A 24,393-nucleotide genomic window follows, 5' to 3' on the forward strand; every position below is an offset into this window, starting at 1 on the left:
GCAGCGTTCATCGCCGCCCGCTCCCTTTGCCCTTGCTCCGGAGGGCTCGGGGCAAAAATCAGGGCGCCGTCCCGACTGTTCCCCCGGAGGGAACTAGCTGTTCTTCAGCACGTACTCGATGCACTTGAGCAGGGCAGAGACGTCCTCGGGCTCGATGGCCACGAAGGTCGCCACGCGCAGCTGGTTGCGGCCGAGCTTGCGGTACGGTTCGACATCCACCACGCCGTTGGCGCGCAGCGTCTTGGCCACCGCAGCGGCATCGATCGAATCGTCGAAGTCGATCGTGGCAATGACGTTGGAACGTTCCTCGGGGGCGGCGACGTACGGGGTCGCCACCTCGGAGGCCTCGGCCCAGTCGTAGATGCGGGAGGCGGAGTCGGCCGTGCGGGCGGCGGCGAACTTCAGGCCGCCGTTGGCGTTGAGCCACTGCACCTGGGCGTTGAGCGAGACCAAGGTGGAGAGGGCCGGGGTGTTGTAGGTCTGGTTCAGGCGCGAGTTGTCGATGGCCGTCTTCAGGTTCAGGAAGTCCGGGATCCAGCGGCCGGAGGCTGCGATCTCCTCGGCCCGGGCGATTGCCGCGGGGGAGAAGAGGGCAATCCACAGGCCGCCGTCGGAGGCGAAGTTCTTCTGCGGGGCGAAGTAGTACACATCGGCCTGCGAGACATCGACGTCCAGGCCGCCGGCGGCGGAAGTCGCGTCAATGAGGACCAGGGATCCCTCGTCGGCACCTTCGACACGGTGCACCGGTGCCGCAACGCCCGTGGAGGTCTCGTTTTGGGGCCAAGCGTATACATCCACGCCGGTTTCGGCCACGGGGACCGGGCGGGTGCCGGGTTCGGAGGTGATGATCGTGGACGGTTCCAGGAACGGCGCCTTGTTGGTGGCGGCGGCGAACTTCGAGCCGAACTCGCCGAAGGACAGGTGCTGGGCCTTGTTGCGGACCAGGCCGAAGGCGGCGATGTCCCAGAAGGCGGTTGACCCGCCCACGCCCAGGACCACTTCATAGTCGGCCGGGGCGTTGAAGAAGGTCTTGAGGCCCTCTTGGATGTCGCGGACCAGGTTCTTCACGGGGGCCTGGCGGTGCGAGGTTCCCAAGAGCTGCGTTCCCGCGTCGACGAGTGCCTGGACCTGCTCGGGGCGGACCTTGGAGGGTCCGGCGCCAAATCGGCCGTCGACGGGCAAGAGGTCTTGGGGAATAGTCACGCCGGTGCTCATGTTGCTCCTCATAAGGGGGTTTTACGCTTTGACACTTCCGCTGCCGCAAACCAATGCGCATTGAGGGTGCCCAGTGGTTCAATAATCTCGCACTCCGGGGCCCAATGTGTAATAGCGAGACGCCAATGTGAACGCGGGTAGAGTGAAAGCGTAGTGAACTCTTGTAACAATCAACCCATGCGGGAGCTGCAAACGTGTCAGATTTGATCGATACCACCGAAATGTACCTGCGCACCATCCTGGAACTCCAGGAGGAGGGCATCATTGCCCTGCGCGCGCGTATTGCCGAGCGACTTGGGCATTCCGGGCCCACGGTCTCGCAGACGGTGGCCCGCATGGAACGCGACGGGCTGGTCGTGGTGACCACCGACCGCCACCTCGAACTGACCGAGCACGGCGCCGAGGTAGCCACCGGCGTGATGCGCAAGCACCGCCTGGCCGAGCGCCTGTTGGCAGATGTCATTGGCCTGGAGTGGGAGTACGTCCACGAGGAGGCCTGCCGTTGGGAGCACGTGATGAGCGAGCGCGTGGAGCAGCGGCTGTACAAGTTGCTCGGTGCGCCCGAGGCCTCTCCCTATGGAAACCCGATCCCCGGGCTCGAGACGTTGGGAGGCCCGGGGCTGGCGGAAATCTCCGTAGGTGTCCAAAGTCTCGATTCGGCCCTGATCGACGGAAACCTGGGCCCTGTCCGGGTGGAGCGCCTGGCCGAAACGATCCAGGTGGAACCCGAGCTGCTGGTCCAGCTTGATGAGGGCGGCATCCGCCCGGGTGCCCTAGTCACCTTAGAAAGGGCCGGAGAATACGTGGTCGTTCGGGTGGAGGGAATCGAGGGCGCGCTGGAGCTTCCGACCGAAGTCAGCGCCCACGTGTTTGTCCGCCGCATGGATTGATAACGGAATTGTAACTTTGGCATAAATCCCGGTAGTGTTTTGCGTTGGGTTGCACTTAGGTAACCTAGTCCCGATCCGATTCGCATAACCCTGCCGGCGGATCGCGGAGTCAGAATTTTCGGTAGGGGCGGAGGACCCATTCAACCGTTCCTGGTCTTGGACCATGGATCTTGGGGTGAAGCTGAGTCCGCCTTGGTGGGCTCTGCCGAGTTGATCTCATGACTCGAATCCGACAGCTAACTTCGCAGGCGATACATGAGAGGTTGACATTTGACTCAGCAGCACACCGCCGGCCGCCGTCGTGCGTCCGGACCCGTTGATGCTTCGCCTGCTGAAGGTTCACTAGAGCAGATCGTGGACACCGCATTGAGCGGTGAAACCACCACCCGACGTGCCGGTCGACGCGCCCTGAGCGTGGTCCCGGATTCCGTCGAGTCCCCTGAAGCCACGCAGTACACCGGCCGACGCTTTGTGGCCGGCCTGCGGTACGGCGTATCTCCGGACGCGGCAGCCATTGCCGCCACCGAGATCCCCGCCGCTCTTGCCGCGACCGCCGCACCGGTTGCCGCTCCGGTCGAGGCCGACGAGCTGGACAACGTCCTGAAGCTCGCGCCCCGGACACCGCGCACCCGCCTCGGTTTCACGCACAAGCTTGCCGCAGTCGCGGCCGTTTCCGGCCTGGCGTTCGCCGCCGCCTCACCCGCGAAGGATGCCGAGACGGCAACCGCGGGCACCGAGCGCGTGGCCCAGTCCGTCGTGGTCGACGTCAAGGCACCTGCCGGTGAAGAGGTCAAGATCGAGCGCGCCTCGGTGACCAGTGAATTCACCAAGGAAGACCAGCTGGCAACGATCATGACCGCTGCCGGCGGAGACGTCACCAAGATCGCCGCCGGCGGAGTGCTGGCACAGCCGGTGGACAACATCCGATTGACGTCGCGCTTCGGCCACCGCAAGAATCCAACAGGCCCGGGGTACATGAACCACAACGGCCTGGACTACGCCGTTCCGATGGGCACCCCGATCAAGGCCAGTGCCGCCGGAACCGTCGTGCAGGCCGCCTGGGCGGGCCACTCCGGCTTCCGCGTGGAGATCGACCACGGCAACGGCTTGCACACCAGCTACAACCACAACTCGGCCCTGAAGGTCTCCGTAGGACAAAAGGTCAAGCGTGGCGAGGTCGTCTCCTTGAGTGGCAGCACGGGCAACTCAACCGGTCCCCACCTGCACCTCGAGGTCATCGTCAACGGCAAGTGGGTAAACCCCGAAGGCTGGTTATAACGGCAATTGTCACCGTTCCGTGATCAGAACGTGACTTTTGGATTCGCTTCATATATTCTAAGTAAGTGATCAGGGAACAACCCTGCTCGCCGCCGCGGGAAGTGCCGAGCACTGCCAGCCCACGGTGTCCGTTCAAAACTCGTTTGGCAGTGGCGGGGGACCCACATTTCGGTTTCCGTACAGGAAGCCTTGGGGTTAAGTAGTTCGGCCTGGCGGCCGGATTGCCGAGTGACTCCCACTCGAACCCGACAGCTCACCTCGCAGGCATCAGGAGAGGCATTACTACGTGACTACACGTCAAGCATTGGGCCGCCACCGCGCGACCGCAGTTCGGACCAACCCGCTAGAGTCCATCTCGAAGGCAGTCGCCTCGAACGCTGGATCGGTTGGCCGCCAGGCCGCAGTCATTGCAGCCGCATCGGGTCTCGTACTGACCCTCGGTGTTCCGGCAGCTCAGGGAAACGTTTCCCGCGATGCAAGCGCGGTTCCCGTTGAAGGCCTTTCCGCAGAGCGCGTAGCCGTCAAGGCCGTTTCGGTCTCGGCTTCCAAGGCCAAGGACCTGAGCATCGAACGCGCAGCGTTCACCTCCAAGCCCGCGCCGGCCCCCGTGGTCATCGCAGTGGCCAACGAGGTCTCCACGCGTTCCAACGACACCGCTCCGGTGACTCGTTCCAGCAACAACTCGGACGCCAGTGCGCCGATGACCCGCTCGAACCGCGATTCCGCACCGACGACCTCCGCGGCCCCCAAGGTCAAGAGCGACTCGATGAACACCGCCAACCTCTCGGGTATTGCGGCAACCGCAGCCAAGTACGTGGGCGTTCCGTACGTATGGGGCGGCAGCACCCCCTCGGGCTGGGATTGCTCCGGCTTCGTCCAGTACGTTTACGCGCAGCACGGCATCAACATTGCCCGCGGCACCTCGGCTATCCGCGCCTCGGGCCAGTTCGTCCGCACCAGCTCCCCGAAGCCGGGCGACCTGGTCTTCCAGAACGGTGGCGGCCACGTCGGCATCTACCTCGGCGGCGGCAAGATGATCGGTGCACAGAACCCGACCGTCGACACCATCCTCCACGACGTCTCCCGCAACCCCCTCTACGGTTACTACACCCTCGCGGGCTAAGCTCAAGCGTTCCAAGGCCTCCGGCCGATCCGCAGGGATCGATCGGAGGCCTTGTTGTTTAACACCCATGGAGCGATACCCCGGATGGGTATAGGGTGGTCATGTGAAAATGTTGCAGCCGAGCACCGCCCCGTGGCCAAGGCGCCCCGGCGTGCGCTGGCTCTTGCTCTGCGTATTCTTTGTGGGTCTGTTCTCCATGCATGTTCTAGGCACGCCCCGGAGCTCCGCAGCCGAGCACGAAACCCACGGCGTGAACCACGGATACGCCACGCACGCCGCTGCCCACATCGAATCCCCGACAACCCTCGAAGGCCGAAGCACGACCCAGGCACCGGGTCACGACCTAGGGGTCGGCCTTGGCGAATGCACCGTTGCCGGGGCCTGTGCCTTGGGCCTGCTGCTGCTTGCCTTCAGGCTTGCCCTGCCCGCAGCGGGAACCAAGGGGTCGCGGACCTGGCACATGTACCGGCACCTCGGTTTGTTTCCACGGTTGGACTGCGTCCCGCCCTCTCCCTCGTCACAACGGCTCGGCATCTGCCGCAGATGAGAGACCCGGACATCGCACCGGACCAAATGTCTCATCCAACGCAAGGAAAAGCCGTTGAAAAACTCCAAAACCACATCGTCGATTTCCGCTGCCTTCCTGGCGGGTTCCCTGCTACTGGCTGGCTGCGCGCCTGCCGCCACGGAACACACCGGCACGGACCATGCCGCCGGCAAGGAAGCCTCCCGGCAGGCCCCCGATGAGCACCACAACAGCGCCGACACAATGTTCGCGCAAATGATGATCCCGCACCACGAACAAGCGGTGGAGATGAGCGAAATCATGCTGGACAAGGACTCCCTGAGTCCGGAACTGGCCAAGCTCGCCACGGAAATCAAGCAAGCACAGGCACCGGAGATCTCGTTGATGGAATCCTGGCTGGCTGCCTGGGGAGAGCCGCGCACGATCGGCCACGACATGGAGATGGACGGAATGCTCGGCACGGCCGAGCTTGACGCGCTCAAGTCATCCCGGGGAAGCAAGGCCGAGGAACTCTTCCTGCAGCAAATGATCGAGCATCATCTGGGTGCCACGAAAATGGCCGAGGAAGCGCTGGCCTCCGGCAAGGACCCCAAAGTGCTGGAGCTGTCGGGCGATATCATCTCCACACAGAACGCCGAAATCAGCCAGATGCGAGAAATGCTGAAGAAGTAGGCAGGCGCCAGGGCCATCAAATTGCCCCCGCCAAGAACTCCCTGTTCCTTAAGCTCTCGCTGATCGGGCCCTGGTCCTGACCTGCTGCACCTCCACGGCTGTCTCGTGCTGGCAACGACCGAACACTGTACTTGGCGGTCCACCGACGACGGGAAAACCTTCAGCGACCCGGACCCTGGTGCGCCGGTTTTGCAGAAGGGGGCCCTGTCCGGCCAGATCGCTGTGGGTTTCACACCGGACAACGCGGCGTGGACCAGCGCCGACGGTGGAGTGGGCTGGAACGAGGGCGCTCGGGCCGCTGGCGTGGTTGACGGGGGTGGCACCGGACGCGGACGGGAAGCATATCTGGGTCTCCAGCTCCGCCGGTGTCGAGCATTCGACCAATGCGGCCAAGGGGTTCACGGTTCGCCTTACGCCGGGCCGCTGTCCCGGGATCCTCCGGCCCGGGCACGGCCCGGCGCCAGGGAATGAGCCCCGGGGTCCACTGCCCGCTACATGTGCCCGGGGTGTACGGCGGGGAAAATTATGGTGGCAATTTCAACTGGTTTCGCCAAAAAGCGCGCAAAACGGCGGTTTCTTGTTTTAGGCTAGGGCACAGGAGCCAAAGCCGAGTGCCGCGTGCGCCACCGTGAGGGACTTCCGTCGTGGACGGGTCCCTCTGTTGCGCCGGGTCAGGATCTAAGGATGCGCGTATGCGAACCCTAGTACTGAATGCAGGATTTGAACCGCTGGCGGTCATCACCTTCCGCCGGGCGCTTCTCCTTGTCCTCACCGGGAAGGCCACCGTACTTGCCGATGACGACCGCGACCCGGTCGTGGGAGTGAACCAGGTGATGCCCCGGCCCACGGTGATCCTGCTCAACCGTTACATCCGGCTTCCCTACCGCAACACCGTCAATGTCTCGCGCCGCGGGGTGCTGCGCCGCGACGGGCACCGCTGCGGCTACTGCGGGCGCAGCGCGAACACGATCGACCACATCATGCCGCGGAGCCGCGGCGGGGAGGATTCGTGGGAGAATTTAGTAGCGGCATGCCAGGGCTGCAACAGCGCCAAGGGAGACCGGACGCTGGCACAGCTTGGCTGGAAGCTACGGTTCGCCCCGAGCCGACCGCGTGGCGCCCAATGGTTCATCACCGAACTTGAGCGCCCCGCAGAAGCTTGGAGTCCCTTCTTACGGAGTGCAGCATGAAATTCGATGCGATCATCGTGGCCGGCGGCCGCGGGTCCCGCCTGGGCGGGGTCAGCAAGCCCCTTCTTGAACACCGCGGCGAAACGCTGCTGGAGCATTCCCTGAACGCCGTCCGCGACGCACAGGCCATCGCGGTGGTCGGTGCGCACGCGTTGGCCGAGGCCGTCACCAGGTACATGGACGCCGCTCCGGATTTCCAGCGCGTGATCATCACCCGCGAATACCCCACCTTTGCCGGCCCTGCGGCGGCGGTCGCCGCCGGGCGGGCCGCCCTGGACGACGGGCCGGACGACGAAAACGCGCAGCGCCAGAACCAGGCATCCGAGTTGACCGTGGTGTTGGCCTCGGACCTGTTGGATCCCGGACCGGTCGTGGCCGCGCTGCTTGCCGCCACCGAGAACCCCGTCGAGGGCGTCGAGGCCTGGGTGCCGCAGGATGCCGCCGGCGTGCTCCAGACGCTCTCCTGCGCCATTCTCACGCCTTCCCTGCGCCAGGCGATCGACCAGGCCGCCGAACCCCGCGGAAGTCTCGAAAATGCATCAATGATGCGTCTGCTTGCTACAGTGCAGATGGAACGCCTGAAGCTTCCCGACGCGGACTTCAGCGACATCGATACGCCCGGGGATGCCGGGCGGCACGGGATAGCGGTGGCCAACGGCCACTGACAAGGAGAACGCACAATGCCTGCAGCCGAACTTGAGGAATGGGTCAAGGAACTCTTGACGGCCTTTGAACTCACCGACACCCAGGTAGACATCGATCAGGTGCTTTCGCTTGCAGGGGTTGCCGCACACACCATCGTCCGTCCCGCGGCGCCGCTGACCACCTACCTGGCCGGCTACGCGGCGGGCCTTGCCGTCGGCAGCGCCCGGTCCGGTGAAAAACCCGCCATGGACGCGGCCGATTCGCTGGCCCGCGCCGTCCTTGCCACACGCGCAACTTCCCCCGAAAACGCCTAGTAAAGGCACCATGAAAGACCACCAGTGGGCCGCCGCGCGCCATGATGCCCGCGCGCTCGGCACCCGGATTGCCGGCACCCCCGAAACCGTGCCCCTGCACCTGGCCGGCGGGCGCATCCTGGCCACCGACATGGTGGCCGCGTACCCGATGCCGCATTGCGCCACCTCCGCGATGGACGGCTATGCGGTCAACGGCCCCGGGCCATGGCGGTTGCTCCAGGCGCATGCCGCCAACCCCGGGGCGGGGGACCGGGTGGATCTGACTGCCGGCGAGGCCACCGCCGTGGTCACCGGGTCCCTGATCCCCGAGGGCACCACGTCCATCCTGCGCGTCGAGCACTCGACGCTCCTGGGCACCACGCTCACCGGAGATCGGACATTGCAGGCGCGCGCGGACATCCGGCCCTCCGGCACCGAGGCCGCCGCGGGTGACCTGCTGGCGGCCGCCGGCACCCGCCTGCGGGCCGGCGTCATCGCCACCGCGGCGGTGGCTGGCCACGACGAGCTCCCGCTCGCGGCCGTCCCGGCCGTGCACCTGGTGTTCACCGGCGACGAGGTCATCACCTCCGGGCACCCGGCCCCGGGCCAGGTCCGTGACGGGTTCTCCCCGGTGCTTCCCCAGGTCGTCTCCGAGCTCGGTGGCAGGGTTGCCAGCAGTGCCCGCATTGGGGACACCCTTGAGGCCACGATTGCCGCGATTGACGGTGAGGCGGCCCGGGCCGTCTCCCTGGTGGTGACCACCGGCGGCACCGGGTTCTCCGACCGCGACTTCGTGCGCGCCGCGGTGCGGGCCATCGGCGGGGTCGAAGCCATCTCCTCGATCGCCATGCGGCCCGGCCACCCCTCCATGGTCGCGGTCCTGCCCGGAAACCGGCTGCTGGTGGCGCTGCCCGGGAACCCGTTGGCGGCGCTCATGGCCGTGGCGACGCTCATCGACCCGATCCTGCGCGGGGCCTGCGGCAGAGAATTGGCCGGGCTCCGTTCCGCGCCCTCGGCCACGGACTTCGCCCCGCTGCCGGGCCGGACCCGGCTTGTCCCGGCCCGCTGGGTCCCGGATGCCGGCGGCACCGGCCCCGACGTGCTGGCACCGGCCGAGCACGTGGCACCTGCCATGCTCCGCGGCCTGGCGGCTGCGGACGCCATCCTGGTGGTGGGGCCCGATGGCGCCACGGCCGGCTCGCCGGTGCCCTATCTTCGGTTACCTTGGTAGGTGTGCGGTCGCCGCACCGCGCAAGGTGGGGACGCGGCCAAGGCAAGGAAAGGCAATGAGGACATGGGACGGAAAATAGCCCGCAGGCGCATCGTCCGCGCAACGCTGGAGGGTGCACGGATCGCCCGCGAGGAAAAGCTCGCGGTCGAGGAACCCCTGGAAATACGCTTTAACGGCACTTCCTTCACCACCTCCATGCGCACCCCGGGAGACGATTTCGACATGGTTGCCGGCTTCCTGCTCGCGGAGGGAATCATCAGCCGCACCGAGCACCTGGTCTCCATGCGATATTGCGCCGGAACCGATGAGGACGGGAACCAGACCTTCAACGTGATCGACGTGCAGGTCGGATTCGGCGCCCAACCGCCGGACCTCTCCGCGGCACGGAACGTGGTGACGTCCTCGGCCTGCGGCATCTGTGGCACCAACTCCATCGACGAGGTCTCCAAGAAATCTTCCTATCCGCTGGACCCCGCACGGGGCCATGTGGACGTCAAGGTGCTGCTGGGCCTGCCCGACACCTTGCGCGAGGCCCAAAGCCTTTTCAGCGCCACCGGGGGAGTTCACGCCGCCGGGCTGTTCACCACCGCCGGGGAGCTGCTGGTGCTGCGTGAGGATGTGGGGCGGCACAACGCGGTGGACAAGGTCATCGGGGCGGGGCTGCGCGAGCAAAAATTACCGCTTCATGACACCATTCTCCAGGTCTCGGGGCGTGCATCCTTCGAACTGGTGCAAAAGGCCGCGATGGCCGGGATTCCGGTGCTTTCGGCCGTCAGCGCGCCGTCTTCGCTGGCAGTGGAATTGGCCGATGAAACCGGGTTGACGCTTGCGGCTTTCTCCCGGGGTAGTACGGTGAACTTATATACGCATGCCGACAGGGTGAAGACCGGCTCCTAGAACGAATCGGGCGCCCGGCTTTCTCGGCACGCGCGCGACTACGGTCCGCAACACCGCACATCGACGTGGAGGATACATGCATCGGCCAGCCCCAACGCAGGACATCATCGAGGACGACCTGAAAGTCACCGAGCCAAAACGCAGCGCGGCCGGGGTCAAGGCCGTGATGGTGTCCCTGGAACGCGGGTTTTCCGAGGCGGGCGTGAGCCGCACCCTGAGTTCCATGCTGCGCATCAACCAGCGCGGCGGCTTCGACTGCCCGGGTTGCGCCTGGCCCGAATCCATCACCGGGGCGCGCAAGCCGGCCGAGTTCTGCGAGAACGGCGCCAAGGCAATCGCCGAGGAGGCCAGCGCCCGCACGGTGACCCCCGAATGGTGGGCCAAGCACCCCATCAACGTCCTGCGCGAGAAGACCGAGTACTGGCTCGGTTCCCAGGGCCGGATCACCGAACCCATGATCATCCGAGAGGGCGAGAGCCACTACACGCCCATCACCTGGGCGCAGGCCTTCGCCACCATCGGCGAGCACGTGAACGCGACGACGCCGGAGCGGTGCGTCTTCTACACCTCGGGGCGCACCGCCAACGAGACGGCGTTCATGTACCAGTTGCTGGCGCGCTCGCTGGGCACCAACAACCTGCCAGACTGCTCCAACATGTGCCACGAATCCTCCGGTTCGGCGTTGAACCCCACCATCGGGATCGGCAAGGGCACCGTTTCCCTCGAGGACTTCGAGCACGCCGAACTGATCTTCGTCATCGGCCAGAACCCCGGAACGAACCACCCCCGGATGCTCTCCGCCCTCGCCGACGCCCGCAAACGCGGCGCCCACATCGTCGCGGTCAACCCGCTGCCGGAGGCGGGCTTCTTCGGGTTCAAGGACCCGCAGACCGTCGGCGGCATGCTCGGACGCGCCGATGACATCAGCGACCACTTCCTGCAGATCAAGGTCGGCGGGGACCTTGCCCTCTTCCAGGCCTTCGGCCACCTGCTCTTCGAGGCCGAGGCCAAGAACCCCGGCACCGTGATCGACAAGGCATTCATCGACTCCGCCACCGATGGCTACGAGGCCTACAAGGAAGCGCGCTCCACGCTGGACTGGGAAGCCACCGAGGAAGCCACCGGGCTCACGCGAGCCGAAATCACCACCGTGGCCAACCTGCTCATCAAGTCCAAGGCCTCCATATTCTGCTGGGCGCTGGGCCTGACGCAGCAGCCCCACTCGGTGCCGACGCTGAAGGAGATCATCAACCTCCTGCTGGTTCAGGGAAACTTCGGCAAGCCCGGCGCCGGTGCCTGTCCGGTGCGAGGACACTCCAACGTCCAGGGTGACCGGACCATGGGCATCTGGGAGAAGCCCGGCGAGGGGTTGCTGGCCGCCCTTGATGCCGAGTTCAACATCGATTCCCCGCGCGCCCACGGCTACGACTCGACCGAGGCCCTGCTGGCCTTCGAGCAGGACGACGTGGACGTGTTCGTGTCCATGGGCGGCAACTTTGCCCTGGCAAACTCGGAAACCGAGGCACTCGAAGCGGGCATGCAGCGCGCCAAGCTGACCGTGCACATCTCCACCAAGCCCAACCGCTCCCACGTGGTGCACGGGCAGACCTCACTGATCCTGCCCACCCTTGGACGCACCGACCGGGACGACAAGCACTCCGGCGGACCCCAGTTCCTTTCGGTGGAAGACTCCATGTCGGTCATCCACTCCACCCAGGGCCGGCTCAAGCCGGTCTCCGAGCACCTGCTGGCCGAACCGGTCATCGTGGCGCGCATGGCACAGGCCATCCTGGGGGAGGACCACGCGGTCGACTGGAAGGCCATGGCCGAGGACTACGACGTCATCCGCGACCACATCTCGCGGGTGCTGCCGGGCTTCGAGGACTTCAACAGGCGTGTGCGCGGCCGCAACGGCTTCGTGCTGCCCAACCCGCCGCGTGACACCCGGTCCTTCGCCACCGACATCGGCAAGGGAAAGTTCACGGTCTCACCCTTCGAAGCGCTGTCCGCCCCGGCAGGGCACCTGATCCTTCAGACCATGCGCAGCCACGACCAGTACAACACCACGTTCTACGGTTTAGACGACCGCTACCGCGGAATCAAGGACGGCCGCCGGGTCATCCTGATCAACCCGCAGGACCTTGTCGAGCTCGGCCTTCAGGACAAGGCCCTGGTGGATGTCATTTCCACCTTCGGCGGCACCGAGCGCCGCGCCAACCGCTTCCGGCTGGTTTCCTACCCGACCGCCAAGGGCTGCGCCGCCGCCTACTTCCCCGAGGCCAATGCGCTGGTCCACCGCGACCTGGTGGCCCGCGAGTCCAACACCCCCGGGTTCAAGGCGATCACGGTGCGCTTCGTGCCACACGAACTGGCCCCGGGCCCGACGCTCGACAGCTAGCAATTTCCGGCGTGCGAAGCCAATGCCATTCAAGGACCTGCCCAAGAACAGGCCCTTGAATGGCATTGCCTGTTTCCGCGCCCTGAATCCGGATCCATGGCCGGTGGCGCGGCTTCGCAATGCCGCGGCAGCCCGAGCTGGTTTTCCCCGGGCCGTCCCGACGCGGAATGGACGCGAGAAAATCGCGGCGAGCCAAAACCCGGACCGCTTCGCGGACCGGTCCGATCTCCCCACCTGAAGACGAGACAAGGTACTGGTCAAGTCCGGGTTGAGTGCAACGGTCAAACCCGGTGGGGGCAACTTTGGTTTGGTGGGCAATTTCTCGATGACCTTGCGCGGTTCATCGGCTAATATCGTGGCTAATGAGCACCACGCTTCCTTCGGGCCTTCCCGGTGGTCCCACGGCGCATCCCACGTTCCCAAGGAGCATTGCCATCCGCCTCCCTGTCCTGGTCTTCGCCGCCGCGCTGGTATTGGCGCTGGTTGTTCCTGCCCCGGCCCTCGCCACCGGCCGGCCCGCCGGAACCGCGTACTCCGTTTCCGTCGCTGCCGCGACTCCGCCGACAGTCGTACGGAAGGCTGCGGCCACGCCGCCGGTGCAGTACCAGGTCAAGAAATCGGCCCCCTTGCGTGCGACGGCCTCGGCATCCGGCCGGAAGCTGGCCACCGTCAAGCAGGGCGCGTTCCTGGTCACCCTTTCCACCAAGCGTGGCTGGGTCCGGGCCAGCGTCGAAGGGAAGACCGGATGGTTCCCGCTGGCCAACACCAAAAGGCTTCAGCAGCACCGGCATGAGGCACTCCGGAAGACGAGCCTGCGCAAGTCCCCGGGCAAGGGCGCCGTGGTGGCGGTAGTAGCCCGGGGCCAAGCGCTGGTGTCCACGGGGCGGACCAGCGGGACCCACACCCAGCTCTACGCCGGAGGCAAGACCGGGTGGGCGAGGACCGCCGACATCCGACGGTCGATCGTGGCCAAGTACCAGACGTCCTCCGCCACCGCGCTGTATGCCTCGGCCCGTTCCGTCAAGCAGCTGGCGAGGATCCCGGCAGACTACACACTTGGCAGCCTGACCAATGCCCGGTCCAACGGCCGCGTTGAGGTCGTGTACGCAGGGAGCACCGGCTGGGTCAAGTCCTCCAAGGCAGCCAAGGTCGCGGGCAACGTCCGGCTCGGCAGGCTGAGCTGGGAAGCCTCGGCGGCAAAGAACATTGCCAAGTGGTGCAGGGGCGTGCCCATCACCGCAGGCCCGAACCGGCCCAACGAGGCCGAGGCCAGCGGCTGGATTGGCAACATGAAGGAAAGAATCAGCCTGGACACGAACGGGTTCCGCGGGAAGAAGCTCGACCCGAACCATCCCCTGGCCATTTCCATCCAGTACCACGAGTGTGCCCACATCCTGCAGTACCGTGCCTACAAGTACGATTTCACCCGCATGGACAGGGCCATGGACAAGGTCTACGGCAAACCCCGGACGGCCGCCGGGACCGAGCACATGGCAGATTGCATGGCAGTGGCCATGGGCGCCAGGCTCAAGGGCTCCGAGGCCGATCCCCGCTCGGGATACACGACCACGTGGTACTCGGGATACGGCGGGGCCTGCACGTCCCGACACCTGGCTGCGGCCAGGACGCTCATCGCCGGCAGGGCGCTCTAACCGGGCGGAAGGCGCCCCGAACTTGGCCCTGTTCCGTCCCCGCTGACCCTGGCCTCCGGAACCGGCCGCCGGGCGGGGAAGAATCGGGGCGTCCGGGTGGTTATGTCGGTGGCGGGGACATGCGTAGGCTTGCCCACGATCGATGACGTTTTAGATGCCTGGCGGGTTTTTCCGCGAGGTGCGGCAACACAACCTGGCTGGATGGCGAGAACAAAAACATGAGCATGGAAACTGCGGCCTGGCATTCGTTGTGGCGAATGTCCGGACCGGACAAGGGCAAGGCATATGCAGCCACGACACCGCGGCGGGTGCTGGCCTTTGCCGCGAGCTACAGGAACCGGTTGCTGGTCTTTGTACTGTTCTCGGTGTTCTCGGCCGTCCTGGCGGTGATCACCCCGGTGTTGGCCGGCCGCGTGGTCGACGCCATCGTCGCACAGACCGGGATCCAGGTGGTGCTGAAGCTGGCCGGGATCATTGCGGTGGTTGCCGTGCTGGACGCCGTCGTCTCGCTGGTGGTGCGATGGTTTTCCTCAAAGCTGGGCGAGGGGATCATTTTCGACCTCCGCACCGCGGTCTTTGACCACGTGCAGAAGATGCCCGTGGCCTTCTTTACCCGCACGCGTACAGGCGCCCTGGTCAGCCGGCTGAACAACGACGTGATCGGCGCCCAGTCCGCGTTCGCCGGAACCCTCTCGGGTCTGGTGTCCAACACCGTGGCGCTGCTGTTGACCGCAGGCGTCATGTTCTCCACCTCCTGGCAGGTCACGGCGCTCGCGCTGGTGCTGCTACCCGTGTTCCTGTTCCCCGCACGCCACTTCGGCAAGTCGCTGGCGCTGCTGCGCAAGGAATCGGCGGACCTGAATGCCTCCATGGGCACCCAGATGACCGAGCGCTTCTCCGCCCCCGGCGCGACCTTGATAAAGCTCTTCGGGCGCCCGGCAGACGAATCGGCGCAATTTGCCACCCGCGCGGGACGCGTGCGGGACATCGGGGTGAAGATGGCCATGCGCCAGTTCTTCTTCGTCTCCATGCTCACCCTGGTCGCCGCATTGGCCCTTGCGCTGGTGTACGGGCTCGGGGGCGTCTACGCGATGCGCGGCCAGTTGGCAGCCGGCGACGTGGTGGTCTTGGCATTGCTGCTGACCCGGCTCTACGCCCCGCTGACCGCACTGGCCAATGCCAGGGTGGAAATCACCAGCGCCCTGGTGAGCTTTGACCGCGTCTTTGAGATCCTCGACCTCGAGCCCCTGATCCACGACGCGCCCCATGCTCGGGTCCTGGATCCGGGCCCCGTATCGGTGAAGTTCTCCAACGTGTCCTTCGCCTACCCCAGTGCCGAGAAGGTTTCGCTGGCATCCCTGGAAGACGTCGCGGTGCTTGACACCCGGGGCGGGGAAACAGTGCTGCACGGCATCGACTTCGAGATCCCGGCCGGGACCACGGTGGCGCTGGTCGGCTCCTCGGGGGCCGGGAAGTCCACGATCGCCTCGCTGCTGGCACGCCTCTACGACGTCGATTCGGGCAGCGTAGAACTGGCCGGGACGGACATCCGTGAGCTCAAGCTCGACTCGTTGCGCTCCACCGTTTCGATGGTCACCCAGGACGGCCACCTGTTCCACGAGACCATCGGATCCAACCTTCGCCTGGCCAAGCCGGAGGCCAGCGACGCGGAACTCTGGCAGGCGCTGCGGCGGGCCCGGTTGGAACCCACCATCGAAGCACTTCCCGACGGGCTGGACACCGTGGTGGGGGAGCGTGGCTACCGGCTTTCGGGCGGGGAGCGCCAGCGCATGACCATTGCGCGGCTGCTGTTGGCCGCCCCGCAGGTGGTCATTCTCGACGAGGCCACCGCGGCACTTGATTCCTCCAACGAGGCTGCTGTCCAGGCCGCCCTGGCCGAGGCCCTGGAAAACCGGACGGCCCTGGTGATCGCCCACCGGCTCTCCACCATCCGCACCGCCGACTTGATTCTGGTCATTGAGGATGGGCGGATCGCCGAACGCGGCACCCACGCCGAGCTCTTGGAGGCACGCGGCCGGTACGCCGAATTGCACGACACGCAGTTCGCGCAGTAGAGCCGGGGAATCAAAGTCCCAGCAAGTCGGGCAGGACTTTCTCGCGCAGCAACGGCGCGATGTCTGTTCGGGCCAAGGCCGCTGCCGGGTCGAGCCACAGCATCTGCTCGATTTCTGCCTGGATCCTCGGAGTCTCGCGGGTCCGCGTGGCGAATAGGTGGGCGTGGATGTCGGTGTCGGCTTCGTTGGCGGCCGGCCCCTTCCACATGCCCATGGAGGTGACCTGGCCGGAAGTGAAAACCAGGTCCAGTTCCTCTTGCACTTCGCGCAATACCGCCGCCATGGGGCTTTCGCCGGGTTCGAGCTTTCCCCCGGGTTGCATGAACATGCTGGTCCCCTCCTTGCGCACCAGAAGGATGCGTCCGGAGGGGTCTAGTAGTTGCAGGGCTGCGATGGTTAGAATTTTTGGCACAACTCGAGCTTAACAAGCACCAAAAGCACTGGCGGTGGTGGTAGCGTGCTTTGAGAACAGGTCGCGGGGCGCGTTTTTCCATTTAATCGTGGATACTGGAGTCAGTTCGTCAACTGGCCATGTTCTCGGAACCTCACTAGTCATTGGGGACGGAGTGGTTCGGGCACGGTCAATGGGGGATCAAATGTGGATCTACAAATGGAGAATTGATGCAGCGGGGCACCAACTTAGGTCGACTCGGGGATTTTAATCAGGCGGTCATTTTTGAATCGATTCGTCGTGCGGTCGACGGGGTCAGTCGCGTAGAGCTCGCGGGCTCCACCGGACTTTCCCCACAGACCATTTCAAATGTCGTGCGCCGCCTTCTGGACGAAGGCCTGGTCCGCGAGGACCGTACGATTGTGTCCGGCCCGGGCAAGCCGCGCACTGTCTTGGAGCTTGAGGCCAACCGCATGGTTGCCGTGGGCATCCACCTTGATCCCGGTGTGATCACCGTGGTGATCTTGAACCTGCGGGGTGAAATCCTGCACTCGCGTCGCTTGGATATTCCCGCCGTGGAGAACCCGGAAAAGACCATCGAATCCATGGCACTGACCGTGGACGAGATTATTGCGGAATCGGGCGTGCCGCGCTCCAACGTGCTCGGCGTCGGAGTCGTCGTACCCGGCCCCCTGGATCCGGAACGCGGGGTCATGATCGATCCGCCTCTGCTTGACGGCTGGAAAGACGTCGACATGGTCGAACCCCTGCAGCGGCTGCTCAAGCTCGACGTTGTCATTGAAAAGGACACCATTGCCGCCTCCATCGCGGAACAGTGGAAAGGCAACGACGCCGAGCGAGACAACTTCGTCACGATGTATGTCGGCGCTGGAATCGGCGCAGGCATGGTCCTGAACGGGGAAGTACACCGCGGCATCAGCAACAACGCAGGCGAGATCGGGCACTACTCCACCGGCGTTGTCGCCCAGGAATGCGACATTTGCGGCCGCAACGACTGCCTGCATGCCTCCTTGGCATTCAACATGATTGCGCAGAAGGCTCGCGAGCGCGGCCTGAACCTCACGGTGCCCGATGACGGCAACGCGGCAGAGCGCGCGGCCGGCATGAGGGAAATCGTGGGCCTGGCGAAATCCGGGAACGAGGCCGCCGTGGAACTGATTCGCGAATGCATGGGCCACGTGGGCCAGGTTGCCGGACAGCTCTGCAACACCCTCGACATCGGATTGGTGATCTTGGCCGGTCCCCTGTGGTCCGAGGTCGGCGAATGGTGCCTCGAAGACGTGCGTGCGATCATCAACGAACGATTCAGCTCCAAGAACGTCCACACGATCGAGGTGCGCTCCTCGACGCTTGGCCACGAAGTCGGTGCAATTGGCGGCGCTTGCGCGATCATGGATGCGAGCCTGTCGCCAAAAGCCGCGGCGCTGTTGCTGCGCTAAACGGTCGAATATTACGTCAAGGGGTCGTTCATTACCGTTTTGAACGACCCTTTGACTTATTACTCATGAGTCAGTTGACAAACTTTCTCTAATGAATTTAGATGACCATTAAGAGTTGGTGGCAACCGAGCTGCCCACCGTTGTTTTCGTGTTGGTCTTGTTTATCCGCGAACGCAGTGCGTGGGGGAACGGCAGGTCGGCTGCTGGGGACCCAACTCTTAACGCCGTCGACCGGTGCCGTAGGATGTAATGGGAGTTATCCCACGGATTCACCGGTCGACGGCACTCCCTTTTAACCTTCCATCTCGACGTCTTTCGGGCTGATGGACGACAAGGCGACCCGGTCATTGCGGCGGAGCCCCGACGGGTCGGCATGTATGCCGCGTCTCCAATTTTCCTTGCACTGGTGTTCAGGTGTATCGCCAATCCTGCCGGCGCAGTGGACAGGACCTCGCACCCAGCGCGCGTGAGACATCCGCGCCGCCCTCGGCGTCCTTCGCAAAGAATCGCCCAGGCTTCTTCGGGGCGACTGCCTGCATCGATAAGGTTCTCTTCGGCAGCCTCAGTGATCGCCAGGGCGAGAACCATCGTTCTGCGGGTCCACGGAAGTATTTGGGCCAAGGGGGCAGTCGCGTCCGGAAGCCCTCGGGAGCAGGAGCCTGGACGGGGGCGCAAACCTCGGCTTAAACAACACGCGACCTGCAAATATGCAGGTCGCGTGTGCTGTGGTGCCCCTGGCCGGAATTGAACCGACGGCCTACTCTTTAGGAGAGAGTCGCTCTATCCAACTGAGCTACAGAGGCCCGTTTCGTCAAAGACGATCCGAATCAATTCTAACGGCATCTTCACGAAACGTGGTTAATGCGGCGCCGCGCGCCGGACGGCGCCACGCAACCACAGGCCTAGAGCAGCCCCCGCTTGGATAGTTCCCACTTCTCGCGGAACGTGCGCACAAATGAAGCAACGAGCACGCCCATCAGGATCGCCGCCGTCGCAAAGAGCAGGATCCACCGGGTGGTGGTCAGCGTGGAGGCCAGTGACACGGCGGCCGGATCCAGCGTGCCGATGAACAAGGCATCGATGGCCCGGTTCTCCCACAGGTCGACTACCGCAAAGGCCATGGGAACCAACCACAGAAGCCAGCGGCCCGCGCCGCGGGCGGTGTTGATGTTCACTGCCAGCATGGTGATCAACGCCAGGAACAGCGGAAAGAGCAGTCCTGCGGTCTTGTGCACGTAGTTCAACTGCCCGGCGGCGTCGGCATCCATGGCCTGGCGCAACGCCTCGACATGCTCCAGGGAATAGCCGCCGATCATTTGGTCGGGCATGGTCAGTCCGTTGGACAAGTCGGTCATCTGGTTTAGCACCAGCAGGTGGAAGTACCCGAAGAGGAAGAGCGTGACGACCAATCCGGCAATCAGGATCAAGTTGGCGTTTCCCGCAGCCTTCTCCGGCGATCGCTGCGTCGAGGGATTGACCGGCGGGGCAACCGGCGCAGGACGGTTGTACTGTTTCTTTTTCTTCTGTGACTTGGCCATAGCCCCAATTATGCCGCCAATCGGTCCCTACCCGGCCAACCCGTGGCCGCACCGCCGTAGACTAGGGCGCATCATGGATTTCCTTTTCGATGACTTCGTCGCGCCCGCTCCAGCCCCACACCTGCCAGGCACCCAAGAGCTGCTTGCCGGTTTGAACCCCGAGCAAGAGCAGGCAGTCAAACATGCCGGCTCCCCGTTGCTGATCGTCGCCGGGGCAGGGTCGGGCAAGACCCGGGTGCTTTCCCACCGCATTGCCTACCTCCTGGCCACGGGACGGGCGCGTCCGCACGAGATCCTTGCCATCACCTTTACCAACAAGGCCGCGGCCGAAATGCGCGAACGCATCGCCGCACTGGTGGGCGAGGACGTGGCAAAGAAAATGTGGGTTTCCACCTTCCACTCCTCGTGCGTGCGCATCCTGCGCCGCGAGGCGGCCTCGGTGGGACTGAAGTCCAGCTTCTCCATCTACGACTCCGCCGATTCCCTGCGCCTGATCACCATGGTGGCCAAGGGGCTGGAGCTGGATCCGAAGAGGTTCACGCCCAAGTCCATCGCGCACAAGATCTCCGCGCTGAAAAACGAACTCATCGACGATGAGCAATACGCTGCCACCGTTTCCAGCAACGACCCGTTCGCCTCCGCGGTCCTCCAGGTGTACCGCGGCTACACCGAGCGCTTGCGAGCCGCGAACGCCTTGGACTTCGATGACCTGATCGCCCACGTGGTCAACATCTTCCGCGCCTTCCCTGCGGTCGCGGACAACTACCGCCGGCGGTTCCGCCATGTCATGGTCGACGAATACCAGGACACCAACCACGCCCAGTACGCCTTGGTGCGCGAGCTGACAGGACCGGACGGACCGACCCCCGGCGGGGAACTGACCGTGGTGGGCGACTCGGACCAGTCGATCTATGCCTTCCGCGGCGCGGACATCCGGAACATCAACGAGTTCTCCAAGGACTACCCGGACGCCGAAACCATCAAGCTCGAGCAGAACTACCGCTCCACGCAGACCATCCTCTCGGCCGCCAACGAGGTCATCAAGCGCAACCCGGACCGCCCCGAAAAGCGCTTGTGGACCGCCGAGGGCGACGGCGAGCTGATCATTGGCTACGTCGGGGAATCCGAGTCGGACGAGGCCCGCTGGATCGCCGACGAGATCCTGCGCCTGAACGACGAGGAAAACATCCGTCCCGGGGACGTTGCGGTGTTCTACCGCACCAACGCACAATCGCGTTCCCTCGAGGAGCAGTTGATCCGCGTGGACCTGAAGTACAAGGTCATTGGCGGGACCCGCTTCTATGACCGCAAGGAAGTCAAGGACGCCCTGGCCTACCTGCGGGTGCTGGTGAACCCGGAAGACGACATCAACGTCAGGCGCATCCTCAACGAGCCCAAGCGCGGCATCGGGGACCGGGCCGAATACTCGGTGGCCGCACTTGCCGAACGCGAGCGGATCTCCTTCATGGAAGCGCTGCGCCGCGCCGAAGACGCCCCCGGGCTGGGGACGCGCGGCCAAAACATGGTCGGCGCATTCGTGAAGATCATGGACGACCTTGCCGTGGTCGCCGAGGGCTCGGGCCCCGCCGAGGCGCTGGAAGCGGTGCTGGAGCAGACCGGATACCTGGAGATGCTCCGGTCCTCCAACGACCCGCAGGATGAATCCCGCGTCGAAAACCTCGCCGAACTTGTGGCCGTGGTGCGGGACTTCATGAAGGAGAATCCCGAGGGAACGCTCACCGATTTCCTGGAACGTGTCGCGCTGGTGGCCGACGCCGACTCCATCCCCGAGGCGCCGAGCGATGCCGAGGGCGTCGACATGGCCCACCGTGAGGGAATGGTCACGCTCATGACCTTGCATACGGCCAAGGGGCTGGAATTCCCCGTGGTCTTCCTCACCGGCATGGAGCACGGGATCTTCCCGCACCAGCGCTCGCTGACGGACGAGAAGGAACTGGCGGAGGAACGCCGGCTGGCCTACGTGGGGCTCACCCGTGCCCGCCAGCGCCTCTATTTGACGCGCGCCGAATACCGGAGCCTGTGGGGCCAGTCCCAATACAACCCGGCCAGCCAGTTCCTCGAGGAGATTCCCGGGAACCTGGTGGACTGGAAGCGCGAGGGCACCAAGCGGGCAAGCTTTGATTCCTTCGGCGGGCGCAACAACTTTGCCACCAGCCGCTACGAGTCAGGTTCCTATTGGGGGGCCGGCTCCGGGGCCAGCACCGGCGGCGGGAGGCTTTCCGGGGCCCCGGAAATCCACACGCTGAGCACCGCGCCGGTGGCGCGGGCCAAGGGCCGCGTGCAACCGAACAAGGAAATCATCGCCCTGAGCGTGGGGGACAAGGTGACTCATGGCACCTTCGGGCAGGGTGTGGTCCTGGCGCTTGAGGGGGCCGGGGACAAGACCGTGGCGAAGGTTAAGTTTGCCGATGCGGAGAAGCGGCTGTTGCTTCGATATGCTCCGCTATCCAAGCTTGACTAGCCCGTTCATGGGCTTTGCCCGTGTCGGTGGCGGGGCCCGGATGGGTGGGGTTGTGGCAGTGGTCACGCACCCCCTGGCTCTACGGTTTGTAGAACTGTGTCAATGGGCGCGAACGCGTTAGGCTGAGGACGGAGCCTGGCCTTATCCCAGGTTGGGCTCTACCCCCTCGATGCATGGAATCGTATCTACGGAGCCATGCCTTGAGTCAGCATAGACTTCGACAAGAAGGACACAAGCCCGTGGACCTGTATGAATACCAGGCGCGCGATATGTTCGAGTCGCACGGCGTACCCGTGCTGGCCGGCATCGTTGCCTACACTCCTGAAGAAGCCAAGGCCGCAGCCGAGAAAATCGGCGGCGTCGTGGTTGTTAAAGCCCAGGTAAAGGTCGGAGGCCGCGGCAAGGCCGGTGGCGTCAAGGTCGCAAAGACCGCCGATGAGGCATTCGCATACGCAACCGACATTCTCGGCATGGACATCAAGGGCCACACCGTGAACAAGGTCATGATCGCCCAGGGCGCCGACATCGCCGAGGAGTTCTACTTCTCGGTGCTGCTGGACCGCGCGAACCGCAACTACCTGGCCATGTGCTCGGTTGAAGGCGGCATGGAAATCGAGGAGCTCGCCGTTGAGCGTCCCGAGGCCCTGGCCCGCGTTGCAGTCGACCCGGCCGTGGGCATCGACCAGGCCAAGGCCGACGAAATCGTCGCCACCGCCGGTTTCGCTCCGGAGCTGGCAGACAAGGTTGCAGCCACCATCATCAAGCTGTGGGACGTCTTCAAGAAGGAAGACGCAACCCTGGTTGAGGTCAACCCGTTGGTTCGCACCGGCGCCGGCGACATCGTCGCCCTCGACGGCAAGGTCTCCATCGACGAGAACGCCGAGTTCCGCCACCCGCACCACGTCGAGCTCGAGGACAAGGACGCAGCGGACCCGCTCGAGGCCAAGGCCAAGGCCATGGACCTGAACTACGTCAAGCTTGACGGCGAAGTTGGCATCATCGGCAACGGTGCAGGCCTGGTCATGTCGACCCTTGACGTCGTGGCATACGCCGGCGAAAACCACGGCAACGTGAAGCCCGCCAACTTCCTGGACATCGGCGGTGGAGCATCCGCCGAGGTCATGGCCGCCGGCCTGGACGTCATCCTGAACGACAAGCAGGTCAAGTCGGTCTTCGTGAACGTCTTCGGTGGCATCACCGCGTGTGACGCCGTTGCCAAGGGCATTGTCGGCGCACTCGCCGAGCTCGGTTCCTCCGCCAACAAGCCGCTGGTCGTGCGCCTCGACGGCAACAACGTCGAAGAGGGCCGCCGCATCCTGGCCGAGGCCAACCACCCGTTGGTCACCCTGGCAGCAACCATGGACGAGGGCGCCGACAAGGCCGCCGAGCTCGCCAACGCAGCGAAGTAAGTAGGGATACGCGAACATGAGCATTTACCTTAACAAGGACTCCAAGGTCATCGTTCAGGGCATCACCGGTGGCGAGGGTACCAAGCACACCGCTCTGATGCTGAAGGCCGGCACCAACGTCGTCGGCGGCGTCAACGCCCGCAAGGCCGGCACCACCGTGCTGCACGGCGACAAGGAAATCAAGGTCTTCGGCGCAGTGGCGGAAGCCATGGCCGAAACCGGCGCAGACGTTTCCATCGTCTTCGTTCCGCCGGCATTCACCAAGGATGCAGTCGTTGAGGCCATCGAGGCAGGCATCGGCCTGGTCGTTGTCATCACCGAGGGTGTTCCGGTTCAGGATTCGGCCGAGTTCTGGGCACTTGCCCAGTCCAAGGTCGACGCCGACGGCAACCAGGTCACCCGCATCATCGGCCCGAACTGCCCCGGCATCATCACCCCGGGTGAGGCACTGGTCGGCATCACGCCGAACAACATCACCCAGAAGGGCCCGATCGGCTTGGTCTCCAAGTCCGGCACCCTGACCTACCAGATGATGTACGAACTGCGCGACCTGGGCTTCTCCACCGCCATCGGCATCGGCGGCGACCCGGTCATCGGCACCACCCACATCGACGCCCTGGCTGCGTTCGAGGCGGACCCGGAGACCAAGGCCATCGTCATGATCGGCGAAATCGGCGGCGACGCCGAAGAGCGTGCAGCCGACTTCATCAAGGCCAACGTCACCAAGCCGGTCGTCGGCTACGTGGCAGGCTTCACCGCTCCCGAGGGCAAGACCATGGGCCACGCTGGCGCCATCGTCTCGGGCTCGGCCGGTACGGCTCAGGCCAAGAAGGAAGCACTTGAGGCAGCCGGCGTGAAGGTCGGCAAGACCCCGTCGGAAACCGCAACGCTGCTGCGCGAAGTTTTCGCCGCCCTCTAAGGCACCTGTAGTATCCGCTGACGGCGGTTGGACATCCGGTTTTCCGGTGGCCAACCGCCGTTCGCCGTTAAGCGCCGACCGGCCTCGGCCGCTTCCCGCCCCGCGGGAA

Annotated in this window: 19 protein-coding genes, 1 tRNA gene and 2 riboswitches; of the genes, 16 read left to right on the forward strand and 4 right to left on the reverse strand. The window is 64.8% G+C overall.

The features are described 5' to 3' along the window. Window positions 1-93: 93 nt before the first annotated feature. A complete protein-coding gene (serC, locus tag ACIPVK_RS06720; RefSeq protein ID WP_407611187.1) occupies window positions 94-1,215 on the reverse strand; it encodes a phosphoserine transaminase in 1,122 nt (373 codons plus the stop codon). Window positions 1,216-1,409: 194 nt separating this feature from the next. Between serC and ACIPVK_RS06725 the strand changes: the two genes are divergently transcribed. From ACIPVK_RS06725 to ACIPVK_RS06780, 12 genes are all read left to right on the forward strand, one after another. Next, a complete protein-coding gene (locus tag ACIPVK_RS06725) occupies window positions 1,410-2,105 on the forward strand; it encodes a metal-dependent transcriptional regulator (RefSeq protein WP_407611188.1) in 696 nt (231 codons plus the stop codon). A 92-nt stretch (window positions 2,106-2,197) separates the two neighbouring features. After that, a riboswitch (cyclic di-AMP (ydaO/yuaA leader) is annotated at window positions 2,198-2,372 on the forward strand. An 87-nt stretch (window positions 2,373-2,459) separates the two neighbouring features. Further along, window positions 2,460-3,383, forward strand: coding sequence for a M23 family metallopeptidase (locus ACIPVK_RS06730; RefSeq protein ID WP_407611189.1), 924 nt, complete (start codon window positions 2,460-2,462; stop codon window positions 3,381-3,383). Between the two features lie 119 nt (window positions 3,384-3,502). Next, window positions 3,503-3,664: riboswitch (cyclic di-AMP (ydaO/yuaA leader) on the forward strand. Window positions 3,665-3,669: 5 nt separating this feature from the next. Then, complete coding sequence (locus ACIPVK_RS06735; RefSeq protein WP_407611190.1) at window positions 3,670-4,506, forward strand: C40 family peptidase; 837 nt, start codon at window positions 3,670-3,672, stop codon at window positions 4,504-4,506. 601 nt (window positions 4,507-5,107) lie between these two features. Further along, window positions 5,108-5,704, forward strand: coding sequence for a DUF305 domain-containing protein (locus ACIPVK_RS06740; RefSeq protein ID WP_407611191.1), 597 nt, complete (start codon window positions 5,108-5,110; stop codon window positions 5,702-5,704). 692 nt (window positions 5,705-6,396) lie between these two features. Next, window positions 6,397-6,894, forward strand: a complete 498-nt coding sequence (locus tag ACIPVK_RS06745) for an HNH endonuclease (RefSeq protein WP_407611192.1) — start codon at window positions 6,397-6,399, stop codon at window positions 6,892-6,894. Further along, complete coding sequence (locus ACIPVK_RS06750) at window positions 6,891-7,559, forward strand: molybdenum cofactor guanylyltransferase (protein WP_407611193.1); 669 nt, start codon at window positions 6,891-6,893, stop codon at window positions 7,557-7,559. The genes ACIPVK_RS06745 and ACIPVK_RS06750 overlap by 4 nt, the downstream gene beginning before the upstream one ends. A 15-nt stretch (window positions 7,560-7,574) precedes the next feature. Then, complete coding sequence (locus ACIPVK_RS06755) at window positions 7,575-7,853, forward strand: DUF6457 domain-containing protein (protein ID WP_407611194.1); 279 nt, start codon at window positions 7,575-7,577, stop codon at window positions 7,851-7,853. Window positions 7,854-7,863: 10 nt separating this feature from the next. Further along, entirely contained in the window at window positions 7,864-9,063 is a 1,200-nt protein-coding gene (locus ACIPVK_RS06760) for a molybdopterin molybdotransferase MoeA (RefSeq protein ID WP_407611195.1), read from the forward strand. A 63-nt stretch (window positions 9,064-9,126) separates the two neighbouring features. Beyond that, on the forward strand, window positions 9,127-9,960 hold the full coding sequence (gene fdhD, locus ACIPVK_RS06765) for a formate dehydrogenase accessory sulfurtransferase FdhD (protein ID WP_407611196.1): 834 nt from the start codon (window positions 9,127-9,129) through the stop codon (window positions 9,958-9,960). A gap of 76 nt (window positions 9,961-10,036) precedes the next feature. Beyond that, window positions 10,037-12,358, forward strand: coding sequence for an FdhF/YdeP family oxidoreductase (locus tag ACIPVK_RS06770; protein WP_407611197.1), 2,322 nt, complete (start codon window positions 10,037-10,039; stop codon window positions 12,356-12,358). A 362-nt stretch (window positions 12,359-12,720) separates the two neighbouring features. Further along, the gene (locus tag ACIPVK_RS06775) at window positions 12,721-14,010 is read left to right on the forward strand and encodes a hypothetical protein (protein WP_407611198.1); all 1,290 of its coding nucleotides are present in this window, start codon (window positions 12,721-12,723) and stop codon (window positions 14,008-14,010) included. Window positions 14,011-14,228: 218 nt separating this feature from the next. Beyond that, entirely contained in the window at window positions 14,229-16,085 is a 1,857-nt protein-coding gene (locus tag ACIPVK_RS06780) for an ABC transporter ATP-binding protein (RefSeq protein WP_407611199.1), read from the forward strand. 10 nt (window positions 16,086-16,095) lie between these two features. Here the strand turns inward: ACIPVK_RS06780 and ACIPVK_RS06785 are convergent, their stop codons facing one another. After that, window positions 16,096-16,497 (reverse strand): NUDIX hydrolase, encoded by a 402-nt coding sequence (locus ACIPVK_RS06785; RefSeq protein WP_407611200.1) that lies wholly within the window; start codon window positions 16,495-16,497, stop codon window positions 16,096-16,098. A gap of 209 nt (window positions 16,498-16,706) precedes the next feature. On the opposite strand from ACIPVK_RS06785, the gene ACIPVK_RS06790 reads away from it, so the two are divergent. Then, the gene (locus ACIPVK_RS06790; protein WP_407611201.1) at window positions 16,707-17,936 is read left to right on the forward strand and encodes an ROK family protein; all 1,230 of its coding nucleotides are present in this window, start codon (window positions 16,707-16,709) and stop codon (window positions 17,934-17,936) included. Between the two features lie 726 nt (window positions 17,937-18,662). On the opposite strand, the gene ACIPVK_RS06795 is transcribed toward ACIPVK_RS06790, so the two are convergent. Beyond that, window positions 18,663-18,739: transfer RNA gene (locus ACIPVK_RS06795), tRNA-Arg, on the reverse strand. A 99-nt stretch (window positions 18,740-18,838) separates the two neighbouring features. Beyond that, window positions 18,839-19,474 carry a hypothetical protein gene (locus tag ACIPVK_RS06800; protein ID WP_407611202.1) on the reverse strand — a complete coding sequence of 212 codons (636 nt, stop codon included), beginning with the start codon at window positions 19,472-19,474 and terminating at the stop codon, window positions 18,839-18,841. A gap of 73 nt (window positions 19,475-19,547) precedes the next feature. On the opposite strand from ACIPVK_RS06800, the gene pcrA reads away from it, so the two are divergent. From pcrA to sucD, 3 genes are all read left to right on the forward strand, one after another. Next, on the forward strand, window positions 19,548-21,956 hold the full coding sequence (pcrA, locus tag ACIPVK_RS06805) for a DNA helicase PcrA (RefSeq protein ID WP_407611203.1): 2,409 nt from the start codon (window positions 19,548-19,550) through the stop codon (window positions 21,954-21,956). A 239-nt stretch (window positions 21,957-22,195) separates the two neighbouring features. Then, the gene (gene sucC / locus ACIPVK_RS06810) at window positions 22,196-23,365 is read left to right on the forward strand and encodes an ADP-forming succinate--CoA ligase subunit beta (protein WP_407611204.1); all 1,170 of its coding nucleotides are present in this window, start codon (window positions 22,196-22,198) and stop codon (window positions 23,363-23,365) included. 16 nt (window positions 23,366-23,381) lie between these two features. Further along, window positions 23,382-24,284, forward strand: a complete 903-nt coding sequence (sucD, locus tag ACIPVK_RS06815; protein ID WP_264268515.1) for a succinate--CoA ligase subunit alpha — start codon at window positions 23,382-23,384, stop codon at window positions 24,282-24,284. Window positions 24,285-24,393: the final 109 nt, after the last annotated feature.

Origin of the sequence: Paeniglutamicibacter sp. MACA_103 (genome assembly GCF_045798555.1) — a bacterium.
Classification (GTDB): Bacteria; Actinomycetota; Actinomycetes; order Actinomycetales; family Micrococcaceae; genus Paeniglutamicibacter.

Coding starts and splice junctions, on each gene's coding strand:
- serC (WP_407611187.1), bottom strand. CDS start 1,215: ATGAGCACCGGCGTGACTATTCCCCAAGACCTCTTGCCCGTCGACGGC.
- ACIPVK_RS06745 (WP_407611192.1), top strand. CDS start 6,397: ATGCGAACCCTAGTACTGAATGCAGGATTTGAACCGCTGGCGGTCATC.
- ACIPVK_RS06750 (WP_407611193.1), top strand. CDS start 6,891: ATGAAATTCGATGCGATCATCGTGGCCGGCGGCCGCGGGTCCCGCCTG.
- ACIPVK_RS06755 (WP_407611194.1), top strand. CDS start 7,575: ATGCCTGCAGCCGAACTTGAGGAATGGGTCAAGGAACTCTTGACGGCC.
- ACIPVK_RS06760 (WP_407611195.1), top strand. CDS start 7,864: ATGAAAGACCACCAGTGGGCCGCCGCGCGCCATGATGCCCGCGCGCTC.
- fdhD (WP_407611196.1), top strand. CDS start 9,127: ATGGGACGGAAAATAGCCCGCAGGCGCATCGTCCGCGCAACGCTGGAG.
- ACIPVK_RS06770 (WP_407611197.1), top strand. CDS start 10,037: ATGCATCGGCCAGCCCCAACGCAGGACATCATCGAGGACGACCTGAAA.
- ACIPVK_RS06775 (WP_407611198.1), top strand. CDS start 12,721: ATGAGCACCACGCTTCCTTCGGGCCTTCCCGGTGGTCCCACGGCGCAT.
- ACIPVK_RS06780 (WP_407611199.1), top strand. CDS start 14,229: ATGAGCATGGAAACTGCGGCCTGGCATTCGTTGTGGCGAATGTCCGGA.
- ACIPVK_RS06790 (WP_407611201.1), top strand. CDS start 16,707: ATGCAGCGGGGCACCAACTTAGGTCGACTCGGGGATTTTAATCAGGCG.
- ACIPVK_RS06800 (WP_407611202.1), bottom strand. CDS start 19,474: ATGGCCAAGTCACAGAAGAAAAAGAAACAGTACAACCGTCCTGCGCCG.
- pcrA (WP_407611203.1), top strand. CDS start 19,548: ATGGATTTCCTTTTCGATGACTTCGTCGCGCCCGCTCCAGCCCCACAC.
- sucD (WP_264268515.1), top strand. CDS start 23,382: ATGAGCATTTACCTTAACAAGGACTCCAAGGTCATCGTTCAGGGCATC.